This is a genomic window from Streptomyces katrae (genome assembly GCF_000966975.1).
GTDB classification, from domain to species: domain Bacteria; phylum Actinomycetota; class Actinomycetes; order Streptomycetales; family Streptomycetaceae; genus Streptomyces; species Streptomyces katrae.
The window spans coordinates 1-19,424 of record NZ_JZWV01000199.1; the positions used below are offsets into that span (position 1 = coordinate 1).

Here is a 19,424-nt window from a genome sequence, read left to right on the forward strand (position 1 = left end):
CGTTTGAGGCGACGGGCGCGCAGCGGCCTCCGGCCGGCGGTTACGCCTCCAGGTGGGCGCGGACCTCCGCGGCGGCCTCGTCCCCGTACGCCTTCGTGAAGCGCTCCATGAAGTGCGCCCGCGCCAGGGTGTACTCCTGGGTGCCCAGGGTCTCGATGACCAGCGTGGCCAGCATGCAGCCCAGCTGCGCCGCCCGCTCCAGGCCCACGCCCCAGCCGAGCCCCGTCAGGAACCCGGCCCGGAACGCGTCGCCGACACCGGTCGGGTCGACCTTCGCCGTCTCCTCCGGGCAGCCGACCAGGATCGGCTCCTCCCCGGCCCGCTCGATCCGGACGCCCTTCGAACCCAGCGTGGTGACCCGGGTGCCGACCTTGGCGAGGATCTCCTCGTCCGTCCAGCCGGACTTCGACTCGATGAGGCCCTTCTCGTACTCGTTCGAGAAGAGGTAGGTCGCGCCCTCCATCAGGGTGCGGATGTTGTCTCCGTCCATGCGGGCGATCTGCTGCGAGAAGTCCGCCGCGAAGGGGATCCCGCGGGTGCGGCACTCCTCCGTGTGGCGGAGCATCGCCTCGGGGTCGTCGGCGCCGATGAGGACGAGGTCCAGGCCGCCCACCCGGTCGGCGACGGCCTTCAGCTCGATCTGCCGGGCCTCGCTCATCGCGCCCGTGTAGAAGGAGCCGATCTGGTTGTGGTCGGCGTCGGTGGTGCAGACGAAGCGCGCGGTGTGCAGCACCTCGGAGATCCGCACGGAGGCCGTGTCCACGCCGTGCCGGTCGAGCCAGGCGCGGTACTCGTCGAAGTCCGAGCCGGCCGCGCCGACCAGGATCGGGCGGCTGCCGAGCTGGCCCATGCCGAAGCAGATGTTCGGGCCGACGCCGCCCCGCCGCACGTCGAGGTTGTCGACGAGGAAGGAGAGGGAGACCGTGTGGAGCTGGTCGGCGACGAACTGGTCGGCGAAGCGGCCCGGGAAGGTCATGAGGTGGTCGGTGGCGATGGAGCCGGTGACTGCGATGCGCACGGCGTGGATGCTCCTGCGGATGACGGCGGGTGACAGTCAAAGTTACCGTTCCCCGCCTCGGCGGTCACCATCGGCCGGATACCCGCACGGAGTCCTGGCCGGTTGTCCCCCACGCGCGCTGCCGGGACGGCCCCGTCCCGCGCTCCTCACGGGACGGGGCGGGGCGGCCGCGCACAGGCGGTTACCCGACCGGGTCGCCGAAGCGGACGGAGCGGAGCTCCAAGGTGTCCTTGGCCGGATTGCCGTTGGCCTTCAGCCGCCAGCTGGCGCCCTCGCAGTTCGCGCCGAGGTAGACGGTCACCGGGGTGTCGGTCTGGTTGTGCGGGCCGTAGCCCGGCACCCCGTCGTCGTCTCCGACGGCGTAGAGGTTGATGCAGTGGCCGCTCTGCGGGTCGTGCAGCGTGACGACCTGCTCCTGCCCCCAGCCGTCGACGTACTTGTAGTGGAAGTAGCCTTCGGCGGCCTGGGCCGAGCCGGTCATCGACAGGACCAGGGTGAGGGCGCCGAGGCAGGCGCCCAGGGTGCTGCGCAGCTTCATGGGGTGATCCGTTCCCTAGATGATCAAGGGTGGTGCGGGCCCGACCCTAGGAGGGCCATGCGGCGGCGAATCGATCCGCCGGGCGGGACGCTCCCGCGCGTCCCGGCCCCTCACCCGTTCGGGCCACCATCCGGCTCCCGACCCTGGGCGACCGGCTGAAACTACCCCGTAGTAGGACTTCCTTCGCCCGACATGGCGTGCCTACCGTGCCCCCATGACCTATACCGATGGTTTCGGTTACACCGAGTACGCCGGGGACGCGCGCCCCGGCTTCGCACGGCTGCTGGGCGACTGCGCCCGTATGGCCCCGCACTGGGCGGTTCCGCCCGAGCCTCGGCCGGTCCGGGTGGCGCCGTCCCAGATCCACGGGGTCAGCGTCCCGCCCGCGTCCGCCCGGCTGATCGCCGCCACGGCGGAGTACGGGGAGTAGGGGGAGCAGGGGAAAACAAGGGGGAACCGGATTCGCGGCCGGCGCGTCACACCCGCATCACGTACGGCGGGACACGCGAAGGAGCGAGCGGTGACCAGCGAACAACCCGACACATCACGCGCCACACGACGGCGGCCGGCCTGGGCCATCGGCTCCATCGCGGCCGCCGTCCTGCTGGCCGGCGGCGGTACGGCCTACTGGGCGTCGACGGCGTACGGGGACGCCCCGCGCGGCGGCGGCCGTACGGGGGACACCGCGGCCGTCGCCCCGCGCGATGCCGGGACGCCTTCGAGGCCGGGCATCGCCCCCGGGGAGCCGGACCCGCACGGCGCCGGGGTGACCTACCGGGCGGACGGCCCGCTCCCCCAGGGCCCGGCGTCCGCGCCCTCCTTCTCCTCCTCCGGGGAGGTCGGCTCCGAGGAGGTGGCGCGGCTCGCGCAGGCCCTCGGGATCTCCGGCGCGCCCCGGCTCAGCGGTGAGCAGTGGCTGGCCGGCGAGTCCGCCGACGGGTCCGGGCCCCGGCTGAGCGTCACCCGCAAGGCGCCCGGCACCTGGAGCTTCTCCCGGTTCCAGGCCGGTCCGGGCGACGACTGCGTACGCGGCAAGGACACCTGTGGTCCCGCCACGCTCCCGGAGGGGGGCTCCGCACAGAGCTCTGCCCAAGGCTCCGCACCGGGCTCGGGCGCGGGTACGCCGGTCTCGGAGCAGGCCGCGAAGGCCGCCGCCGCCCCGGTGCTCGCGGCGGCCGGGCAGGGTGACGCGAAGGTGGACGCCCGCCTGGTGACGGGCTCGGTGCGGGTGGTGGTGGCCGACCCGGTGGTGGGCGGGCTGCCCACGCAGGGCTGGTCCAGCCGGATCACGGTCGGGGCGGACGGTGCGGTGGTGGCGGGCAGCGGTGAGCTGAAGGCCCCGGTCCGCGCGGCCGAGCAGCCGGTGATCGGCGCGGCGGAGGCCCTGGACCGGCTCAACGCGGCGAGCAAGGGCGGGAACGGCACCGGGCCGGGCCCCAGCGGCTGCGCGACCTCGGTGCCGCTGACGCCGGACACCCCGACGGGGGCCACGGACACGCTGCCCTGCAACCCGGAGCCGCGGCCGGTGAAGCCGCCGCGGACGGAGAGCGTGAAGGGGGCCGTGCTCGGCCTGACCGCGGGGACGGTCGACGGCGTGCGGGGCCTCGTGCCGGCCTGGCTGTTCGAGGTGGGGGGCACGGACGGGAAGCCGGGCCGGACGGTGGTCCAGCCGGCCGCGGCCAGGGAGGACTCCCCCGCTCCGGTGCCCCCGCAGGGCCGTACCGTGCCCGGGTTCTCGTACGGGCAGGCCGACCGGACGCTGACGGTCAACTTCTGGGGCGGGGTGTGCAGCACCTACGCCCTGGAGGCGCGGGAGGAGGCCGGTTCGGTACTGGTGAAGATCACGGACACCCCGAACCAGCCCGGCCAGGCCTGCGTCATGCTGGCGAAGGAGATGTCCGTCACGGCGCAGCTGAAGCAGCCGCTGGGCGACCGGAAGGTGGTCGACGCGACGACGGGCAAGGCCCTGCCGCGCCAGTAGGCGAACGGAAGGAACGGAACGGGCGAGGGCCCGGGCGCCGGTCGGATCGACCGGGGCCCGGGCCCTCGTCGTGCGCGTTCAGCCGGTTTTAGCTGAAGGAGTCGCCGCAGGCGCAGGAGCCGGTGGCGTTGGGGTTGTCGATCGTGAAGCCCTGCTTCTCGATGGTGTCGACGAAGTCGATGGAGGCGCCGCCCAGGTAGGGGGCGCTCATGCGGTCGGTGACGACCTTGACGCCGTCGAAGTCCTTGACGACGTCGCCGTCGAGGGAGCGCTCGTCGAAGAAGAGCTGGTAGCGCAGGCCGGAGCAGCCGCCGGGCTGGACGGCGACGCGCAGCGCCAGGTCATCGCGGCCTTCCTGCTCGAGCAGGGTGCGGACCTTCTCGGCGGCGGCGTCGGACAGGAGGATGCCGTCGCTCACAGTGGTCTTGTCGTCCTGTACGGACATCTGCATTCACTCCCGAAGTGGGCGGCTCCCCGCCTGAGGCTGGGGAAACGTCGGACTCTTGCCGTCGGTGGCAACCAGCGGGACCGCGGTTTCATTCCGGGTCCGGCGCCTTGTTTCAGATATTCATGCTCGCACACCCGTGGGGAGCGGTGGACCCCTCGCGGAGGGCCGGTGGAGTGTGCCGCTCCGGAGTGGGCGAATGCGTCACATCGACATTATCGCCATCGTCAAAGTGACGTGAAGCGGTTATGATAGATAGCGTCATATAGACGAGAAGTCGAAGTGACGCCTTCGGAAGCCCTCTTCGGAAGGCACCTAGTCGCAGAACAGAAAGGGTGCGTGTCGTGACCACCGCCCAGCCCTTGGACGTCCAGCCGACGCCCCTTGCCCTGCTGCTGCTCGGCCGCGAGTCCGACCCCAAGAGCGAGCGCGGCGTGGAGTGCCCCGGCGACCTGCCCTCGCCGTCGGACCCGGACCTGGTGGCCCGCGCCCGCGCGGCCAAGGAGAAGCTCGGGGACAAGGTCTTCATCCTCGGGCACCACTACCAGCGTGACGAGGTCATCGAGTTCGCCGACGTCACCGGCGACTCCTTCAAGCTCGCCCGCGACGCGGCCAACAAGCCGGAGGCCGAGTACATCGTCTTCTGCGGTGTGCACTTCATGGCCGAGTCCGCGGACATCCTGACCTCCGACGACCAGAAGGTCGTCCTGCCCGACCTCGCGGCCGGCTGCTCGATGGCCGACATGGCCACCGCCGAGCAGGTCGCCGAGTGCTGGGACGTGCTCACCGAGGCCGGGATCGCCGGCAGCACCGTGCCCGTCTCGTACATGAACTCCTCCGCCGACATCAAGGCCTTCACCGGCAAGCACGGCGGCACGATCTGTACCTCGTCGAACGCGAAGAAGGCCCTGGAGTGGGCCTTCGAGCAGGGCGAGAAGGTGCTCTTCCTGCCCGACCAGCACCTGGGCCGCAACACCGCCGTCCGCGACATGGGCATGTCCCTGGACGACTGCGTGGTCTACAACCCGCACAAGCCGAACGGCGGGCTGACCGCCGAGGAGCTGCGCGGCGCCAAGATGATCCTGTGGCGCGGCCACTGCTCGGTCCACGGCCGGTTCAGCCTGGACTCGGTCAACGACGTGCGCGAGCGGATCCCCGGCGTCAACGTGCTGGTGCACCCCGAGTGCAAGCACGAGGTCGTCGCGGCCGCGGACTACGTCGGCTCGACGGAGTACATCATCAAGGCGCTGGAGGCGGCCCCGGCCGGGTCCAAGTGGGCCATCGGCACCGAGCTGAACCTCGTCAAGCGGCTGGCGAACCGATTCGCCGCCGAGGACAAGGAAGTCGTCTTCCTCGACAAGACGGTCTGCTTCTGCTCGACGATGAACCGCATCGACCTCCCCCACCTGGTGTGGACCCTGGAATCCCTGGCCGAGGGCAACCTGGTCAACCAGATCCAGGTCGACAAGGAGACCGAGAGCTTCGCCAAGCTGGCGCTGGAGCGGATGCTCGCCCTCCCGTAGGCGGCACGGACACGCAGGAAGGGGCGCCCCCCGGTGAGGGGGCGCCCCTTCGGCGTTCACGGGGTCAGACGGTGGCCGGGGTCTCCTCGTCCGACGGGGACGGGACCACCATCAGCCTGGCCGTGCGCTTGGCCTCGCGCTTGGCCCGGCGGCGCTCCTTGCGCAGCTCGATCGCCGTGTACAGGGTCGGGACCAGCAGCAGCGTCAGCAGGGTGGAGCTGACCAGGCCGCCGATCACGACCACCGCGAGGGGCTGCGAGATGAACCCGCCCTCGCCGGTGACGCCCAGTGCCATCGGGAGCAGCGCGAAGATCGTCGCCAGGGCCGTCATCAGGATCGGCCGCAGACGGTGGCGGCCGCCCTCGACGACCGCCTCGACCACGCCCAGTCCCTGCGCCCGGTACTGGTTGACCAGGTCGATCAGGACGATGGCGTTGGTGACCACGATGCCGATGAGCATCAGCATGCCGATCATCGCCGGGACGCCCATGGGGGTGCCGGTGGCGATGAGCAGGCCCAGTGCGCCGGTGGCCGCGAAGGGGACGGAGACCAGCAGGATCAGCGGCTGGACCAGCGAGCGGAAGGTCGCGACCAGCAGCATGAAGACGATCGCGATGGCCGCGAGCATGGCCAGGCCCAGGGAGCCGAAGGCCTCGTCCTGGTCCTGGGAGACGCCGCCGATGGAGGCCGTGGCCCCTTCGGGCAGGTCCAGGGCCTTCAGCTTGGTCTGGAGGGCGGAGCTGACGGCGCCGGTGTTGTCGCCGACCGGCTTGGCGGTGATGGTGGCGGCGCGGGCGCCGTCGATCCGGGTCATCGCGACCGGGCCGGGGACCTCCTTGACCTCGGCGATGTCGCCCAGCTTGGCCGGCCCGACCGGCAGGTCGCGCAGCTCGGCCAGGGTGGTGGCCGGGTGGGCGGAGCGGATGACGACGTCCCGCTCGGTGTTGTCCAGTACGGCCTTGCCCGCCGGGTTGCCGCGGACGGCCTGGGCGACGATCGCGCCGAGCGCGGCCTGGTTGAGGCCGGCTTCGGCGGTCTTCGGGGTGGCGGTGACCGAGATCCGGGGCACGGACTGGGCGAGGTCGCTCTGGACGTCGGCGACGTCCTTGAGGGTGGCCACCTCGGCGCGGACCTGTTCGGCGGCCTTGGCCAGGACGGCGCCGTCGCCGGCCTTGACGACCACGCTCAGGTTCTGGCTGCCGAAGCCGCCGCCCGCCGAGATGGAGGTGTCGCCGATGCCCTGGAGCTTGCCGAGGGCGTCCTGGATGCGCTCCTTGACGGCGTCGGAGTGCTTGGCGTCGTCCAGGGTGACCTGGTAGGAGGCCTGGTTGGTGCCCGTACCGCCGCCGAAGGCCGCGAGGAAGCCGGAGGAGCCGACGGTGACCTGGTAGTCCTTGACGCCCTCGACGGAGGCCAGGGCCTGTTCCACCTTGCGGCTCGCCTCGTCGGAGGCGGCCAGCGAGGTACCGGCGGGCAGTTCCTGCTTGACCGTCAGGACGTCCTGCTGGCCCTGGTCGAAGAAGTTGGTCTTCAGCAGCGGGGTCATCCCGAAGGTGGCGACCAGGACCACGACCGCGATCGCGATGCTGGTCAGGCGGCGCCGGGTGGCGAAGCCCAGGACCCGTACGTAGAAGCGCTGGAGGCGGCTCTTCGCCTCCTTCTCCTCGGCCTCGCGGCGGGCCCGCTCGGGATCCTCGGAGGTGCCCTTGGGGGCGCGCAGGAACCAGTACGAGAGCACCGGGACCACCGTCAGGGAGACCAGCAGCGAGGCCAGCAGGGCGGCGGTGACGGTGAGCGAGAAGGAGCCGAAGAGCTCGCCGACCATGCCGCCGACCAGGCCGATCGGCAGGAAGACGGCGACGGTGGTGAGGGTGGAGGAGGTGACCGCGCCGGCCACCTCCTTGACGGCGGCGGTGATCGCGGCCTCGCGCTCCTCGCCGTAACCGAGGTGGCGCTTGATGTTCTCCAGGACCACGATCGAGTCGTCGACGACCCGGCCGATGGCGATGGTGAGGGCGCCCAGCGTCAGCATGTTGAGCGACAGGTCGCGGGTCCACAGCACGATCAGGGCGAGGACCACGGACAGCGGGATGGACACCGCGGTCACCAGCGTCGAGCGGATCGAGGCGAGGAAGACCAGGATCACGATCACCGCGAAGACCAGGCCGAGCAGGCCCTCGGTGGTGAGGCCGGAGATGGAGCGGGCCACGGCCGGGCCCTGGTCGCTGACGACGGTCAGCGCGGCGCCGGAGCCGAGCTGGGAGCGCAGCTCGGGGAGCTTGTCCTTGACGGCGTCGGAGATGGCGACGGCGCTGCCGTCCTTGTCCATGGTGAGGACGACGGCGAGGCTGGGCTTGCCGTCGGTGCGGGTGATGGAGTCGGCCTTGGCCGGCTCCTGCTTGACGGTGGCCACGTCGCCGAGGCGGACGACCGGCTTGCCGGGGCCGGCGGTCAGCCGGAGGTCCTCCAGCTGGGCGAGGGAGGTGTAGCCGGAGCCGACGCGGACGGTGCGGTTCTTGCCCTGCTCGTCGAAGGAGCCGGCCGGGACGGCGGCGCCGCCCGCCTTGAGTCCCTCGGCGAGGGCCGCGCCGTCGAGGCCGGCGGCGGCGAGCTTCGCGGGGTCGGGGGTGATGGTGACCTGGAGGTCGCGGACGCCTTCGACGCTGACCCGCCCGACGCCGTCGAGGTCCTCCAGGACCGGGACGACGGAACGGTTCAGCTGGTCGGCGAGGGCCTGCTGGTCCTTGTCGGAGGTGACGGCGAGGACGACGGTCGGGATGTCGTCGGTGGAGCCGGCCACGACCTGCGGGTCCACCTCGGCGGGCAGCCGGACGCGGGCCCGGTTGACGGCCTGCTGGACGTCGGCGACGAGCTGCTTGGTGCCCTCGTCGCCGTAGTCGAAGGTGGCGCGGATGAGGGCGTTGCCCTCGCTGGCGGTGGAGGTGATGCCGGTGATGCCGTCGACGCCCTTGAGGGTGTTCTCGATCGGCTCGATGACCTGCTTCTCGACCACGTCGGGCGAGGCGCCCTGGTAGGGCGCGAGCACGGAGACCATCGGCAGTTCGATGGACGGCAGCAGCTGCTGCTTGAGCTGCGGGATGGCTATGGCGCCGAAGAGCAGCGCGACGATCGACACGAGGCCGATCAGGGCTCTCTGGGCCAGGCTGAAGCGGGACAGCCAGGACATGGGCGTGGGATCTCTCTGCTGTGACGTGGGCGAGGGTCCTCCAGCCTCACCCACGCCGGACCGCGGCTGCGTCGGCCCCAGGTCCCGTCCTTATGCGCCGCATACCGCGCCCGCAGTACACCGTCCTACTGCGGGACCCGCGGCCGGCCGCCGTGCTCAGTCGGCGCGCGGGCGGACCAGGCCCGATTCGTACGCGATGACCACCAGTTGTGCCCGGTCCCGGGCTCCGAGCTTGGCCATGGCCCGGTTGACGTGCGTCTTGACGGTCAGCGGGCTGACCTCCAGGCGGGCGGCGATGCCGTCGTTGGACAGGCCCGCGGCCACCAGGACGAGGACCTCGCGCTCGCGGCCGGTCAGCGCGGCGAGCCGCTCGGCGTGGGCCGAACCGGCGGCGGGGGCGTCGCCGCGGCCGCCCTGGGCGAGGAAGCTGGCGATCAGGCCCTTGGTGGCGGCCGGGGAGAGCAGGGCCTCGCCGGCCGCCGCGACGCGGATGGCGTTCAGCAGTTCGTCGGGCTCGGCGCCCTTGCCGAGGAAGCCGGAGGCCCCGGCGCGCAGGGCCTGGACCACGTACTCGTCCACCTCGAAGGTGGTCAGCATGACGACCCGGACCCCGGACAGCTCCGGGTCCTCGCTGATCATGCGGGTGGCGGCGAGACCGTCGGTGCCGGGCATCCGGATGTCCATGAGGACGACGTCGGCGCCCCGCTCGCGGGCGAGGGCGTAGGCCTGGGCCCCGTCGGAGGCCTCTCCGACGACGCGCATGTCGGGCTCGGAGTCGACCAGCACCTTGAACGCGCTGCGCAGCAGCGCCTGGTCGTCGGCGAGCAGCACCTTGATGGGGGCTGCGCCCCGCTCCTGAGCCTGGGTCTGATCCACGCCCCGAGCGTACGCGGGCGCCGTGGCGGGCGGTCAGCCGAGGGCGAGGACGACCAGGACGGTGGTGGCGGCGGTCTCGCAGACGGCGCCGAAGACGTCGCCGGTGACCCCGTCGAAGCGGTGCACGCAGCGGCGCAGCAGGAGTTCGGCGGCGAGGAGCCCGGCGAGGACGGCGGCCGCGTGCTGTGCGGCGGCGGGCAGCCCGGCGGGGAGGGCGGCCAGGACGGCGGCGGCCAGGACGAGGGCGCCGACCTGTGCCGCCGTGCGGCGCGGGACCACGCCCGCGACCGCCGCGCCGAGTCCCCCGGGCCGGGCGGCGGGGACTCCGCGGCGGGAGGCCAGGGTCATGGCGAGGCGGGCGGTGACGGCGGCGGTCACGGCGGCGAGCGCGCCCCGGGTCCAGGAGCCGGCGTACGCGTCGGCGAGGGCGGCGACCTGGATGAGGAGGACGAAGAGGAGGGAGATGACGCCGAAGGGGCCGATGTCGGACTGCTTCATGATCCGCAGGGCGTCCTCGGCGGGCTTGGCGCTGCCGAGTCCGTCCGCGGTGTCGGCCAGCCCGTCCAGGTGGAGTCCGCGGGTCAGGGCGGCCGGGGCGGCGACGGTGACGGCGGCGGCGAGCAGGGGGCCGCCGCCGAGGAGCAGCAGGAGGACGCCGGGTACGGTGGCGAGGAGGCCGACGGCGAGGCCGGCGAGCGGGGCGCAGGCCATGCCGGTGCGGGCCGCGGGCCGGTCCCAGCGGGTGATGCGCGCGGGCAGGACGGTCAGCGTGCCGAAGGCGAAGCGGATCCCGTCGGCCAGGGTGGCGCGCTCCGCGGGCGGGAGCGGCGGTCGATCATCGGTCGAATCTGTCATCGGCGCGAACGCTACCTGCTTACGGTGAGCGGTAAATTGCTCATTACGTGTCAAATCGGGAGCGGGTGTCGTGGGTCACTGGTGGGTGCGCAACATCGTCGAGCCGGGCAAGCTCCCGTTGCTGCTCGCGCTGTTGTCGTTCGTGCTGTCGTTCCTGGTCACCCGGGTGATCACGCGGCTGATCCGGGCGGGCCGGGGCCCCTTCAAGAACATCACCCCGGGCGGCCTGCACGTCCACCACGTGGTGCCCGGCGTGGTCCTGGTGATCATCGGCGGGTTCGGGGCGGTCGGCAGCGGCGGCCACAGCTTCGGCGCGGGCCTGTCGGCCGTGCTCTTCGGGCTGGGCGCCGGGCTGGTGCTGGACGAGTTCGCGCTGATCCTGCACCTGGACGACGTCTACTGGAGCGAGCAGGGCCGCAAGAGCGTGGAGGTCGTGGTGCTGACGGCCGCGGTCGTCGCGCTGGTGCTGGGCGGGTTCCTGCCGTTCGGGGTCAACGAGCTGTCCCCCGGGGAGCGGCACAGCCGGGGGATCGTCGTCATGAACACCGCCACGAACTTCTTCCTGGCGCTGGTCGCCCTGTGGAAGGGCAAACCGCGGACGGCGGTCTTCGGGACCGTCATCCCCTTCGTGGCGCTGATCGGCGCGATCCGGCTGGCCCGGCCCGGGTCCCCGTACGCGAGGCGGTTCTACGCGAACCGGCCGCGCGCCCGGGCCAAGGCGGGGCTGCGGGCCTTCCACCACGACCGGCGCTGGGCCCGGCCGCGCCGCAGGTTCGAGAACTTCATCAGCGGACTGTCCGACCCGGAGCGGGCACGGGAGCGGGAGAAGAGCGGCGGCGGGAGCGGTCCGGGACAAGGCTGCGGATGACGTGAAGGGCCCGCCCCCGGCGGATGGATTCCACCGGGCGGGCCCTTCGCGTACGTGTCGGTGTCCGGAGTCCGGTGTGCGCGCGGGGGCGCGGTCAGCCGGGGATCAGGCCGTCGTCACTGAGCATGTCCCGGACCTCGTCGAGCGTCGCGTCCGGTGCGGGCAGGATCAGCTCGGAGGGCTCCAGGGCGTCGTCGGGCAGCGGGGTGCCCAGGCGCCGCACGGCGTCCAGCAGGGCGCCCAGCGTGCGCCGGAAGCCCGCCTCGTCGCCCGACTCCATCTCCTCCAGGAGCTCGTCGTCCAGCTTGTTCAGCTCGGCGAAGTGGCCGTCGGCCACCTTCACCTGGCCTTCCCCCATGATGCGGACAATCATGCCGGGCCCCTGTCCTACTGCTTGTCGAACCGGTGCTGGGTCTGCTGCGGCTGGGCGCTGCCCGGGGCGCCGCCCTCGATGGCCTGCTGCTGCGCGGACGGACCGCCGGCCAGCTCCGCCTTCATCCGCTGGAGCTCCAGCTCGACGTCGTTGCCGCCGGAGAGGCGGTCGAGCTCGGCCTGGATGTCGTCCTTGGAGCCGAGGCCGCTCTGGTCGTCCAGGGCGCCGGAGGCCAGCAGCTCGTCGATCGCGCCGGCGCGGGCCTGGAGCTGTGCGGTCTTGTCCTCGGCGCGCTGGATCGCCAGGCCGACGTCGCTCATCTCCTCGGAGATGCCGGAGAAGGATTCCGCGATCCGGGTCTGCGCCTGGGCGGCCGTGTAGGTGGCCTTGATGGTCTCCTTCTTCGTACGGAAGGCGTCCACCTTGGCCTGGAGGCGCTGGGCGGCCAGCGTCAGCTTCTCCTCCTCGCCCTGGAGGGTCTGGTGCTGCACCTCCAGGTCGCTGACCTGCTGCTGGAGGGAGGAACGGCGGGACAGGGCCTCGCGGGCCAGGTCCTCACGGCCCAGGGCGAGGGCCTTGCGGCCCTGGTCCTCCAGCTTCGCGGACTGGCTCTGCAGCTGGTTGAGCTGCAGCTCCAGGCGCTTGCGGGAGGTCGCCACGTCGGCCACGCCCCGGCGCACCTTCTGCAGCAGCTCCAGCTGCTTCTGGTAGGAGTAGTCGAGGGTCTCGCGCGGGTCCTCGGCCCGGTCAAGGGCCTTGTTCGCCTTCGCGCGGAAGATCATCCCCATACGCTTCATGACACCGCTCATGGGCTTCGCGCGCCCCCTTCTAGACGGACTGTGCTCCAGGTCACCGACAGGACCCACAGTACGGGCCCTGCTTCCATTACCGCACTGTTCGAGTACGGATGCGCTCCTCCTCCAGGACGAGTACCCCTGCGCCGTATCAGGCGTAAGGAGTAGGTGATCCCCGAGGGCCTCAGGAGCCTCGTACCGGGAAGACGCCCGCCGTTGCCGGATCGTTCCCCGCCGAGGTGGGCCGCCCGGCCTCGACCACGTAGGGTTGTGTCTGTGTTTGGTAGCCGCTCCTCCAAGGAAGAGAAGGCCTCCGCCACCGAAAAGGTGAGCGCCGGCCCCTCGCAGCCCCGTGACCCGCAGGCCCCCAAGGGCCGCCCGACGCCGAAGCGCGCTGTGGCACAGTCGCAGCGCAAGGCCGTCGTGGCCTCGACCGGCAACCGCAAGGAGGACGCCCGGCGGGCCCGCGAGCGCCGCCGGGAAGAGATGGCCCGCCAGCGCGAGGCGCTGGCCAACGGCGACGAGCGCTATCTGCCGACCCGTGACAAGGGCCCGGTCCGGCGCTTCGTCCGCGACTTCGTGGACTCCCGCTACTCCGTCGCCGAGATGTTCCTGCCGCTGGCCGTGATCATCCTGGTGCTGAGCATGATCCGGGTGAACTCGATCCAGACCGTCGCGCTGACGCTGTGGCTCGTCGTGATCGTCCTGATCGTCCTCGACTCCATCGGGCTGGCCTTCCGCCTCCGCAAGGCGCTGAACGAGCGCTTCCCGAACGAGCCCCGCCGCGGCGCCGTCGCCTACGGCCTGATGCGCACCCTCCAGATGCGTCGCCTGCGTCTGCCCAAGCCGCAGGTCAAGCGCGGGGAACGGCCCTGACCGGAGCGACGCCCGGAGCATCTGGGGCGTCGAAGGGGGAGGGCTTCTCGGGGGGAGCCAGGCTCTGGCTGGAGGGCCTGGGCGGACTGCGCAACGCCGTCCGCCAGGAACTCGTCGGCCGGCAGGTAGAGGAACAGATCACCCAGCGCTTCCCCGTCGGGCAGCGGCTGCGCGTCCTCGACGTCGGCATGGGCCAGGGCACCCAGGCACTGCGCCTCGCCCGCGCCGGGCACATGGTCACCGGTCTGGAACAGGACGCCGCCATGCTGGCGGTGGCCCACGCCGCGCTGGCCGCCGAGCCGGCGGGAATCCGCGACCGGGTCGAGCTGATCGAGGGCGACGGCCGGGAGACCGGCGCGCACTTCGGTCCCGGCAGCTTCGACGTGGTGCTGTGCCACGGAGTACTGATGTACGTCTCCGAGCCCGACGCCATGCTCGCCGGCCTGGCCCGGATGCTGGCGCCGGGCGGACTGCTGTCCCTGCTGGTGCGCAACGGCGACGCGCTCGCGCTGCGGCCGGGGCTGTCCGGGGACTGGTCGGGGGCCCTGGACGCCTTCGACACCGTCGACTACACGAACCGGCTGGGCCTGGAGGTACGGGCCGACCGGCTCGCCGACCTGACGGCCACCCTGTCGGGGATCGGCGCACCGCTGCACACCTGGTACGGGGTGCGGGTGTTCACCGACGGGACCGAGGCGGCGGCGGAGCTGCCGCCCGAGGAGGAGCTGGAGCTGCTCCTGGCCGCCGAGGAACGGGCCGGACGCACCGACCCCTACCGCTCGGTGGCGGCGCTGCTGCACCTGTGCGGGGTGCGGGGCTGACGCGCCGGCGGACGGAACGGAGAACCCCCGGGGCCCGCCCCGGGGGTTTCGCGCATCAGGCCTCCGCTGCCGCCTTGAGGCTCATCCGGTAGATCTCCGAGCCGTCCTCGAACAGGGTCACGCTTTCCGCGCCGCCGTCCAGGAGCTCCTTCCAGACCTCGCCGATCCAGGACTCCGCGTCCCCCTGCGTGGTGAACTCCTCCGGTTCCACCGCCGGGCTGGTCTCGCTGCCGTCGGCCGCCTCGAACCGCCACGTCCACGCCATGTCCGCCTCCGTTGCTCGTCCGCTACTCGCCTTGAGTCTGCCCGCAGACTAACCGGGCGCGCACCACTACCGGCGAAGCGAGAGGATCTCCGTGTGGAACTCACTCTCCTCGGCACCGGTACCCCCGAAGGACTGCCCCGCCCCGGCTGTCCCTGCGCCGTCTGCGCGGTCTCCGTCGGCACCCGGGCGCGCGCCGCGACCTCCGTCCTCGTCGACGGCGCACTGCTCCTCGACCTCACCCCCGGGGCGGTGCTCGCCGGGGCCCGCGCCGGGCATTCGCTGGCCGGCGTACGGCAGGTGCTGCTGACCCACCCGCACGACGGCCCGGCCGTCGAGCTGCCGCCCGGGCTGCCCGCCGCCGGACGGGTCCCCGACGGGCGGGAGCTCGCCGTGATCAGCGGGCACCGGGTGCGGGCCGTACCGATGGACGCCCCCGGCACCGGGTACGAGGTCACCGGCCCGGACGGGACCCGGCTGCTGTACCTGCCGCCCGGCGGGGCACCGGCCGGCACCGAGGGGGTACCCGCCCGGCACCCGTACGACGTGGTCCTCGCCGACGTGCTCGGCCGGCCCGAGGCCCTCGCCCGGCTGCGGTCCACCGGAGCCGTCGGCCCCGCCACCGACGTGATCGCCGTCCACCTCGACCACGACACCCCGCCCGGCCGGGAGCTGGAGCGCCGCTGCGCCGCCGCCGGGGCCCGCGCCGTCCCCGACGGCACCACGGTGACCACCGGCGACTACCACGCCGTACCGGACGTACCGCGCCGCACCCTGGTCCTGGGCGGCGCCCGCTCCGGCAAGTCCGTCGAGGCGGAGCGGCGCCTGGAGGCCTTCCCCGAGGTGACCTACGTCGCCACCGGCGGCACCCGCGACGGCGACGCGGAATGGGCCCAGCGCGTCGGCCTCCACCGCGAGCGGCGGCCCGCCCACTGGCGGACGGCCGAGACCTGCGACCTGGTGCCGCTGCTGGAGCTGCCCGGGGCGCCCCTGCTGATCGACTGCCTCGCCCTGTGGCTCACCGACGCCATGGACCGGGCCGGGGCATGGGACGACGCCGTCTGGGCGGCCGGCGGGCAGAAGGAACTCCGTGCCCGGATCGCGGACCTGGTCGCGGCGGTCCGCGCCACCCGCCGCACGGTGGTCCTCGTGAGCAACGAGGTCGGCTCCGGAGTGGTCCCCGCGACCGCCTCCGGACGGCGGTTCCGCGACGAGCTGGGCCGCCTCAACAACGCGGTGGCGGGCGAGTGCGAGCACGTCCTGCTGGTGGTCGCCGGGCAGGCCCTCGCACTCAAGGAGCCCCCGTCGTGACGGATCGACAGCCGCCCCCGAAGGAGGGCCCCGGCGGCTGTAATCTCTGGCAGATGACCACGCTGAATCTCGACGACTTCTCCGATCTGATCGAACGCCCCGACGGGGGCGTCCGGCGTGACGCCGAGGAGCGTCGTGGGCGCCTCGCCCTGCCGCCCGGCGCCCTGGGCCGGCTCGACGAGCTCGCCGAATGGCTGGCCGCCGCGCAGGGCCGGGTACCGGTCAGGCCGATCGAACGGCCCCGGGTGGTCCTGTTCGCCGCCGACCACGGCATCGCCTCCGGCGGGGTCTCCGCCCGGCCCGCGGGCAGCGCCCACGAGCTGGTGCGCGCGGTGCTCGACGGGACCAGCCCGGTCTCGATCCTGGCCGAGCGCTTCGGCGCGGGCGTCCGCGTCGTCGACGCGGGCCTGGACTGCGACCCGGGCCTGCTGCCCGAGGAAGTCGTCCGCCACCGCGTACGGCGCGGCAGCGGCCGCATCGACGTCGAGGACGCGCTCACGGCCGAGGAGGCCGAGGCCGCGCTGAAGCTCGGCATCCGCATCGCCGACGAGGAGGCCGACTCCGGCACCGACCTGGTCGTCCTCGGCGACCTCAGCGTGGGCGGCACCACCGTCGCGGCCACCCTCGTCGCCGCCCTGTGCGGCACCGACGCCTCCGTGGTCACCGGCCGGGGCGGCCTGCCGATCGACGACCTGGCCTGGATGCGCAAGTGCGCCGCCATCCGCGACTCGCTGCGCCGCGCCCGCCCGGTGCTCGGCGACCAGACGGCGCTGCTGGCGGCGGTCGGCGGCGCGGACGTCGCCGCCATCACCGGCTTCCTGCTCCAGTGCGCGGTGCGCCGTACGCCCGTCATCCTCGACGGGATCGTCTCGGCCGCCTGCGGGCTGGTCGCCCAGCGGGCCGCCTTCCGCGCCCCCGACTGGTGGCTGGCGGGGCAGAGCAGCGGGGAACCGGGCCAGGCCAAGGCACTGGACCGGATGGCACTCAACCCCGTCCTCGACCACGGCGTCACAGTGGGAGAGGGAACCGGGGCCCTGCTGGCGCTCCCCCTGGTCCAGGCGGCCGCCGCGCTCGCCGCGGAACTCCCGGAGACTTCCTCCGGAGAGGGCCCGACGGACCAGAAGACGGACTGAAAGTACCGGGCACCACGGGCCTGACCAGTCCGCAGTGCTCGTACGGCCTGCGGACCGGTGACGCCCATATCATCGCGTTTCATGGGAGAGGTCCGCTTGTCCAGCGTAGAAACCGACCGGAACAGCCTCGATCAGGCTTCCGGCAAGGGTTCCAACAACAAGAAGGAGAAGGAGAGGGAGAAGGAGCAGGCAACAGAGGCCTCCGCGAAGCCGGAGAACCGCAGGGGGACCCCTCGTTCGCGGCGCAGCGCCGCCTTCGCGGTCTGGTACCTCCGGGCCGTGACCTTCGTCAACTTCCTGAGCGCGGTGTGGCTTTCGCTCGGGCAGGACCTGCGCCGGCACAACACCGCCGACTTCTACACCCCGTACCTGCTGACGGCCGGCTTCGCCTCCGGCCTGTTCTCACTGCTGCTCGCGGTCACCATGGGACGCCGCAAGCGGGCCGCCTGGATCCTGAACCTGGTGGTCAGCGGCCTGCTGCTGCTGGCGTTCGCGGTCGCCGCCTTCGCCCCGTGCACCAGCGGCGAGTTCAGCCTGTGCTACCCGGAGTTCCGCGAGCACGCCCAGAACTGGGTCTCGCTCGCCCTGACCGCCGCCTTCGTCGGCGCCCTCCTGGTGGGCCGCCACGAGTTCTACGCCAAGGGCGACCGCTCCAACCCCAAGCTGGCCACCGCCGTCGCCGCCGTGGGCCTGCTGCTCACCTCGCTGATCGCCGCCCTCCTCGTCGGCGCCACCAACACCGACCCGGACCGGGCCGACGCCACGTTCCTGGCCCGCTGGCGCTACGGCGTGATGCGGCTGATCACCCTGGCGCCCGACGACAAGGCGTACCAGTCGATCACCACCCCCGCCTGGGTGGACGTGTTCATCAACGTCATGTCGATGCTGCTGCTGCTCGCCGTGCTGTTCGCGGCGTTCCGCTCCCGCCGCGCCGTCGACCCGATCACCCCCGAGGACGAGGAGAGGCTGCGCGCGCTCCTCGCCAAGCAGGGCGACCGCGACTCCCTCGGCTACTTCGCGCTGCGCCGCGAGAAGTCCGTCATCTGGTCCCCGACCGGCAAGGCCGCCGTCACCTACCGCGTCGTCGGCGGGGTCTCGCTGGCCTCCGGCGACCCCATCGGCGACCCCGAGGCCTGGCCCGGCGCCATCGAGCCCTGGCTGGCCGAGGCCCGCGAGCACGGCTGGGTGCCCGCCGTCATGGGTGCCTCCGAGGAGGCCGGACAGATCTACGCCCGGCACGGGCTGGACGCCCTGGAGCTCGGTGACGAGGCCATCGTCGAAACCGACGAGTTCACGCTGGAGGGCCGCGCCATGCGCACCGTCCGGCAGGCCTACAACCGCGTCAAGCGGGCCGGCTACACCGTCCGCATCCGCCGCCACGCCGACATCCCCGCCGACGAGATGGCCGTCCTGCTCCAGCGCGCCGACGACTGGCGCGACGGCGCGACCGAGCGCGGCTTCTCCATGGCCCTGGGGCGCCTGGGCGACCCCGACGACGGCCAGTGCGTGATGCTGGAGTGCACCGACGGCAACGGCGACCTGCGCGCCGTGCTCTCCTTCGTCCCGTGGGGCCCCAAGGGCCTGTCCCTGGACCTGATGCGGCGTGACCGTGACTCCGAGAACGGCCTGATGGAGTTCATGGTCATCGAACTCCTGGAACGCTCGAAGGAGATCGGCGTCACACAGGTCTCACTGAACTTCGCCATGTTCCGTTCCGTCTTCGAGCGGGGGTCCAAGCTCGGCGCGGGACCGGTGCTGCGCATGTGGCGCTCGCTGCTGAGCTTCTTCTCCCGCTGGTGGCAGATCGAGTCCCTCTACCGGGCCAACGCCAAATACCGCCCGATCTGGGAGCCGCGGTTCATGCTCTTCGAGAAGAGTTCCGACCTGCTGCGCATCGGAATCGCGGCGGGCCGGGCCGAGGGCTTCCTGGAGGCGCCCGGCCTGCCGAAGTGGCTGCACCGCAGACATCTGGAGACGATTCGTTGACGTCGTGGACGACGGCCTCACCGCGGCGGTTCGCCCGCCGCGAGTGGGGCCCCCTGTTCTGGACCCTCAGGGACGCACTCGTCCGCGACAAGTGGCGCGCCGTCCCGATGACCATCGGCGCGGTCTGCCTCACCTCGGTCTTCCAGATCGTGCAGAACACGCACTGGGGCTTCCAGCCCGTCCAGAACCTCGGGTCCGTCAAGGCCGTCGATCCCCTGTGGCTCGCGCTGCTGCGCACGCCGCTCTCCCTCTTCGTCCCCGCCCTCGACCTCCCCGTGTGGGGGGCGCTCGCGCAGATCCTGCTGGTCTTCGGCATCGCAGAGATCTGCATCGGCTGGTGGCGCACCCTGCTGATCGGCTACATCGCCACCCTCGCCGGCACCACCTACGCCCGCATCGGGCTCTCCCTCGGCCCCGACCACCCCTTCGGCCTGCCGGTGACGGACCGCGTCGTCAACGACACCGGCCCGTCGGCGGCGGTGGTCGGCCTGGCCCTGTACGTGTGCTGGCGCTACCGGGCCTACTTCACCGGCACCCTGGTGATCCTCGTGATGATCGGCGAGGTGCTCGTCAAGGA

Annotated in this window: 19 protein-coding genes; 10 read left to right on the plus strand and 9 right to left on the minus strand. The window is 72.4% G+C overall.

Annotated elements, in window-relative coordinates:
- Nucleotides 1-40 precede the first annotated feature (40 nt).
- Entirely contained in the window at nucleotides 41-1,018 is a 978-nt protein-coding gene (locus VR44_RS09155; RefSeq protein WP_045946904.1) for a carbohydrate kinase family protein, read from the minus strand.
- A 181-nt stretch (nucleotides 1,019-1,199) separates the two neighbouring features.
- The gene (locus VR44_RS09160) at nucleotides 1,200-1,556 is read right to left on the minus strand and encodes a hypothetical protein (protein ID WP_045946905.1); all 357 of its coding nucleotides are present in this window, start codon (nucleotides 1,554-1,556) and stop codon (nucleotides 1,200-1,202) included.
- Nucleotides 1,557-1,770: 214 nt separating this feature from the next.
- On the opposite strand from VR44_RS09160, the gene VR44_RS09165 reads away from it, so the two are divergent.
- Both VR44_RS09165 and VR44_RS09170 read left to right on the plus strand, forming a co-directional pair.
- Nucleotides 1,771-1,986 carry a hypothetical protein gene (locus VR44_RS09165; protein WP_045946906.1) on the plus strand — a complete coding sequence of 72 codons (216 nt, stop codon included), beginning with the start codon at nucleotides 1,771-1,773 and terminating at the stop codon, nucleotides 1,984-1,986.
- Nucleotides 1,987-2,076: 90 nt separating this feature from the next.
- Nucleotides 2,077-3,537, plus strand: a complete 1,461-nt coding sequence (locus tag VR44_RS09170; RefSeq protein ID WP_045946907.1) for a hypothetical protein — start codon at nucleotides 2,077-2,079, stop codon at nucleotides 3,535-3,537.
- 88 nt (nucleotides 3,538-3,625) lie between these two features.
- Here the strand turns inward: VR44_RS09170 and VR44_RS09175 are convergent, their stop codons facing one another.
- On the minus strand, nucleotides 3,626-3,982 hold the full coding sequence (locus VR44_RS09175; RefSeq protein WP_030029080.1) for a HesB/IscA family protein: 357 nt from the start codon (nucleotides 3,980-3,982) through the stop codon (nucleotides 3,626-3,628).
- Between the two features lie 335 nt (nucleotides 3,983-4,317).
- Between VR44_RS09175 and nadA the strand changes: the two genes are divergently transcribed.
- Nucleotides 4,318-5,505 (plus strand): quinolinate synthase NadA, encoded by a 1,188-nt coding sequence (gene nadA, locus VR44_RS09180; protein ID WP_045946908.1) that lies wholly within the window; start codon nucleotides 4,318-4,320, stop codon nucleotides 5,503-5,505.
- A gap of 64 nt (nucleotides 5,506-5,569) precedes the next feature.
- Here nadA and VR44_RS09185 read toward each other — a convergent pair whose 3' ends face one another.
- The 3 genes from VR44_RS09185 to VR44_RS09195 form a co-directional block, all read right to left on the minus strand.
- A complete protein-coding gene (locus VR44_RS09185) occupies nucleotides 5,570-8,692 on the minus strand; it encodes an efflux RND transporter permease subunit (protein WP_045946909.1) in 3,123 nt (1,040 codons plus the stop codon).
- A gap of 156 nt (nucleotides 8,693-8,848) precedes the next feature.
- Nucleotides 8,849-9,568: a response regulator gene (locus VR44_RS09190; RefSeq protein ID WP_045946910.1), complete on the minus strand. Its 720-nt coding sequence runs from the start codon at nucleotides 9,566-9,568 to the stop codon at nucleotides 8,849-8,851.
- A 33-nt stretch (nucleotides 9,569-9,601) separates the two neighbouring features.
- Nucleotides 9,602-10,423, minus strand: coding sequence for an adenosylcobinamide-GDP ribazoletransferase (locus VR44_RS09195; protein WP_045946911.1), 822 nt, complete (start codon nucleotides 10,421-10,423; stop codon nucleotides 9,602-9,604).
- 70 nt (nucleotides 10,424-10,493) lie between these two features.
- On the opposite strand from VR44_RS09195, the gene VR44_RS09200 reads away from it, so the two are divergent.
- Nucleotides 10,494-11,291 (plus strand): hypothetical protein, encoded by a 798-nt coding sequence (locus tag VR44_RS09200; RefSeq protein ID WP_045946912.1) that lies wholly within the window; start codon nucleotides 10,494-10,496, stop codon nucleotides 11,289-11,291.
- A gap of 94 nt (nucleotides 11,292-11,385) precedes the next feature.
- On the opposite strand, the gene pspAA is transcribed toward VR44_RS09200, so the two are convergent.
- Both pspAA and VR44_RS09210 read right to left on the minus strand, forming a co-directional pair.
- Nucleotides 11,386-11,664, minus strand: coding sequence for a PspA-associated protein PspAA (gene pspAA, locus VR44_RS09205; RefSeq protein ID WP_045946913.1), 279 nt, complete (start codon nucleotides 11,662-11,664; stop codon nucleotides 11,386-11,388).
- A gap of 14 nt (nucleotides 11,665-11,678) precedes the next feature.
- Nucleotides 11,679-12,473 (minus strand): PspA/IM30 family protein, encoded by a 795-nt coding sequence (locus VR44_RS09210; protein ID WP_094191514.1) that lies wholly within the window; start codon nucleotides 12,471-12,473, stop codon nucleotides 11,679-11,681.
- A 381-nt stretch (nucleotides 12,474-12,854) separates the two neighbouring features.
- Between VR44_RS09210 and VR44_RS09215 the strand changes: the two genes are divergently transcribed.
- Entirely contained in the window at nucleotides 12,855-13,334 is a 480-nt protein-coding gene (locus tag VR44_RS09215) for a DUF3043 domain-containing protein (protein WP_342669304.1), read from the plus strand.
- 77 nt (nucleotides 13,335-13,411) lie between these two features.
- On the plus strand, nucleotides 13,412-14,155 hold the full coding sequence (locus tag VR44_RS09220) for a class I SAM-dependent methyltransferase (RefSeq protein WP_094191516.1): 744 nt from the start codon (nucleotides 13,412-13,414) through the stop codon (nucleotides 14,153-14,155).
- 55 nt (nucleotides 14,156-14,210) lie between these two features.
- On the opposite strand, the gene VR44_RS09225 is transcribed toward VR44_RS09220, so the two are convergent.
- Complete coding sequence (locus VR44_RS09225; protein ID WP_045946916.1) at nucleotides 14,211-14,420, minus strand: hypothetical protein; 210 nt, start codon at nucleotides 14,418-14,420, stop codon at nucleotides 14,211-14,213.
- A gap of 93 nt (nucleotides 14,421-14,513) precedes the next feature.
- Between VR44_RS09225 and VR44_RS09230 the strand changes: the two genes are divergently transcribed.
- From VR44_RS09230 to VR44_RS46345, 4 genes are all read left to right on the plus strand, one after another.
- Nucleotides 14,514-15,728: a bifunctional adenosylcobinamide kinase/adenosylcobinamide-phosphate guanylyltransferase gene (locus VR44_RS09230; protein WP_045946917.1), complete on the plus strand. Its 1,215-nt coding sequence runs from the start codon at nucleotides 14,514-14,516 to the stop codon at nucleotides 15,726-15,728.
- Nucleotides 15,729-15,781: 53 nt separating this feature from the next.
- Nucleotides 15,782-16,861: a nicotinate-nucleotide--dimethylbenzimidazole phosphoribosyltransferase gene (gene cobT / locus VR44_RS09235; RefSeq protein ID WP_045946918.1), complete on the plus strand. Its 1,080-nt coding sequence runs from the start codon at nucleotides 15,782-15,784 to the stop codon at nucleotides 16,859-16,861.
- An 81-nt stretch (nucleotides 16,862-16,942) separates the two neighbouring features.
- Nucleotides 16,943-18,847, plus strand: a complete 1,905-nt coding sequence (locus VR44_RS09240) for a phosphatidylglycerol lysyltransferase domain-containing protein (RefSeq protein WP_045946919.1) — start codon at nucleotides 16,943-16,945, stop codon at nucleotides 18,845-18,847.
- The coding region (locus tag VR44_RS46345) for a hypothetical protein (RefSeq protein WP_045946920.1) at nucleotides 18,844-19,424 on the plus strand (581 nt) is incomplete at its 3' end. The genes VR44_RS09240 and VR44_RS46345, both read left to right, overlap by 4 nt.

What these genes read in the sequence shown, in the direction of transcription:
- VR44_RS09195 (WP_045946911.1), bottom strand. Translation starts at nt 10,423, where the DNA reads ATGACAGATTCGACCGATGATCGACCGCCGCTCCCGCCCGCGGAGCGC.
- pspAA (WP_045946913.1), bottom strand. Translation starts at nt 11,664, where the DNA reads ATGATTGTCCGCATCATGGGGGAAGGCCAGGTGAAGGTGGCCGACGGC.
- VR44_RS09175 (WP_030029080.1), bottom strand. Translation starts at nt 3,982, where the DNA reads ATGTCCGTACAGGACGACAAGACCACTGTGAGCGACGGCATCCTCCTG.
- VR44_RS09185 (WP_045946909.1), bottom strand. Translation starts at nt 8,692, where the DNA reads ATGTCCTGGCTGTCCCGCTTCAGCCTGGCCCAGAGAGCCCTGATCGGC.
- VR44_RS09160 (WP_045946905.1), bottom strand. Translation starts at nt 1,556, where the DNA reads ATGAAGCTGCGCAGCACCCTGGGCGCCTGCCTCGGCGCCCTCACCCTG.
- VR44_RS09225 (WP_045946916.1), bottom strand. Translation starts at nt 14,420, where the DNA reads ATGGCGTGGACGTGGCGGTTCGAGGCGGCCGACGGCAGCGAGACCAGC.
- VR44_RS09165 (WP_045946906.1), top strand. Translation starts at nt 1,771, where the DNA reads ATGACCTATACCGATGGTTTCGGTTACACCGAGTACGCCGGGGACGCG.
- VR44_RS09240 (WP_045946919.1), top strand. Translation starts at nt 16,943, where the DNA reads ATGGGAGAGGTCCGCTTGTCCAGCGTAGAAACCGACCGGAACAGCCTC.
- cobT (WP_045946918.1), top strand. Translation starts at nt 15,782, where the DNA reads ATGACCACGCTGAATCTCGACGACTTCTCCGATCTGATCGAACGCCCC.
- VR44_RS09210 (WP_094191514.1), bottom strand. Translation starts at nt 12,473, where the DNA reads ATGAGCGGTGTCATGAAGCGTATGGGGATGATCTTCCGCGCGAAGGCG.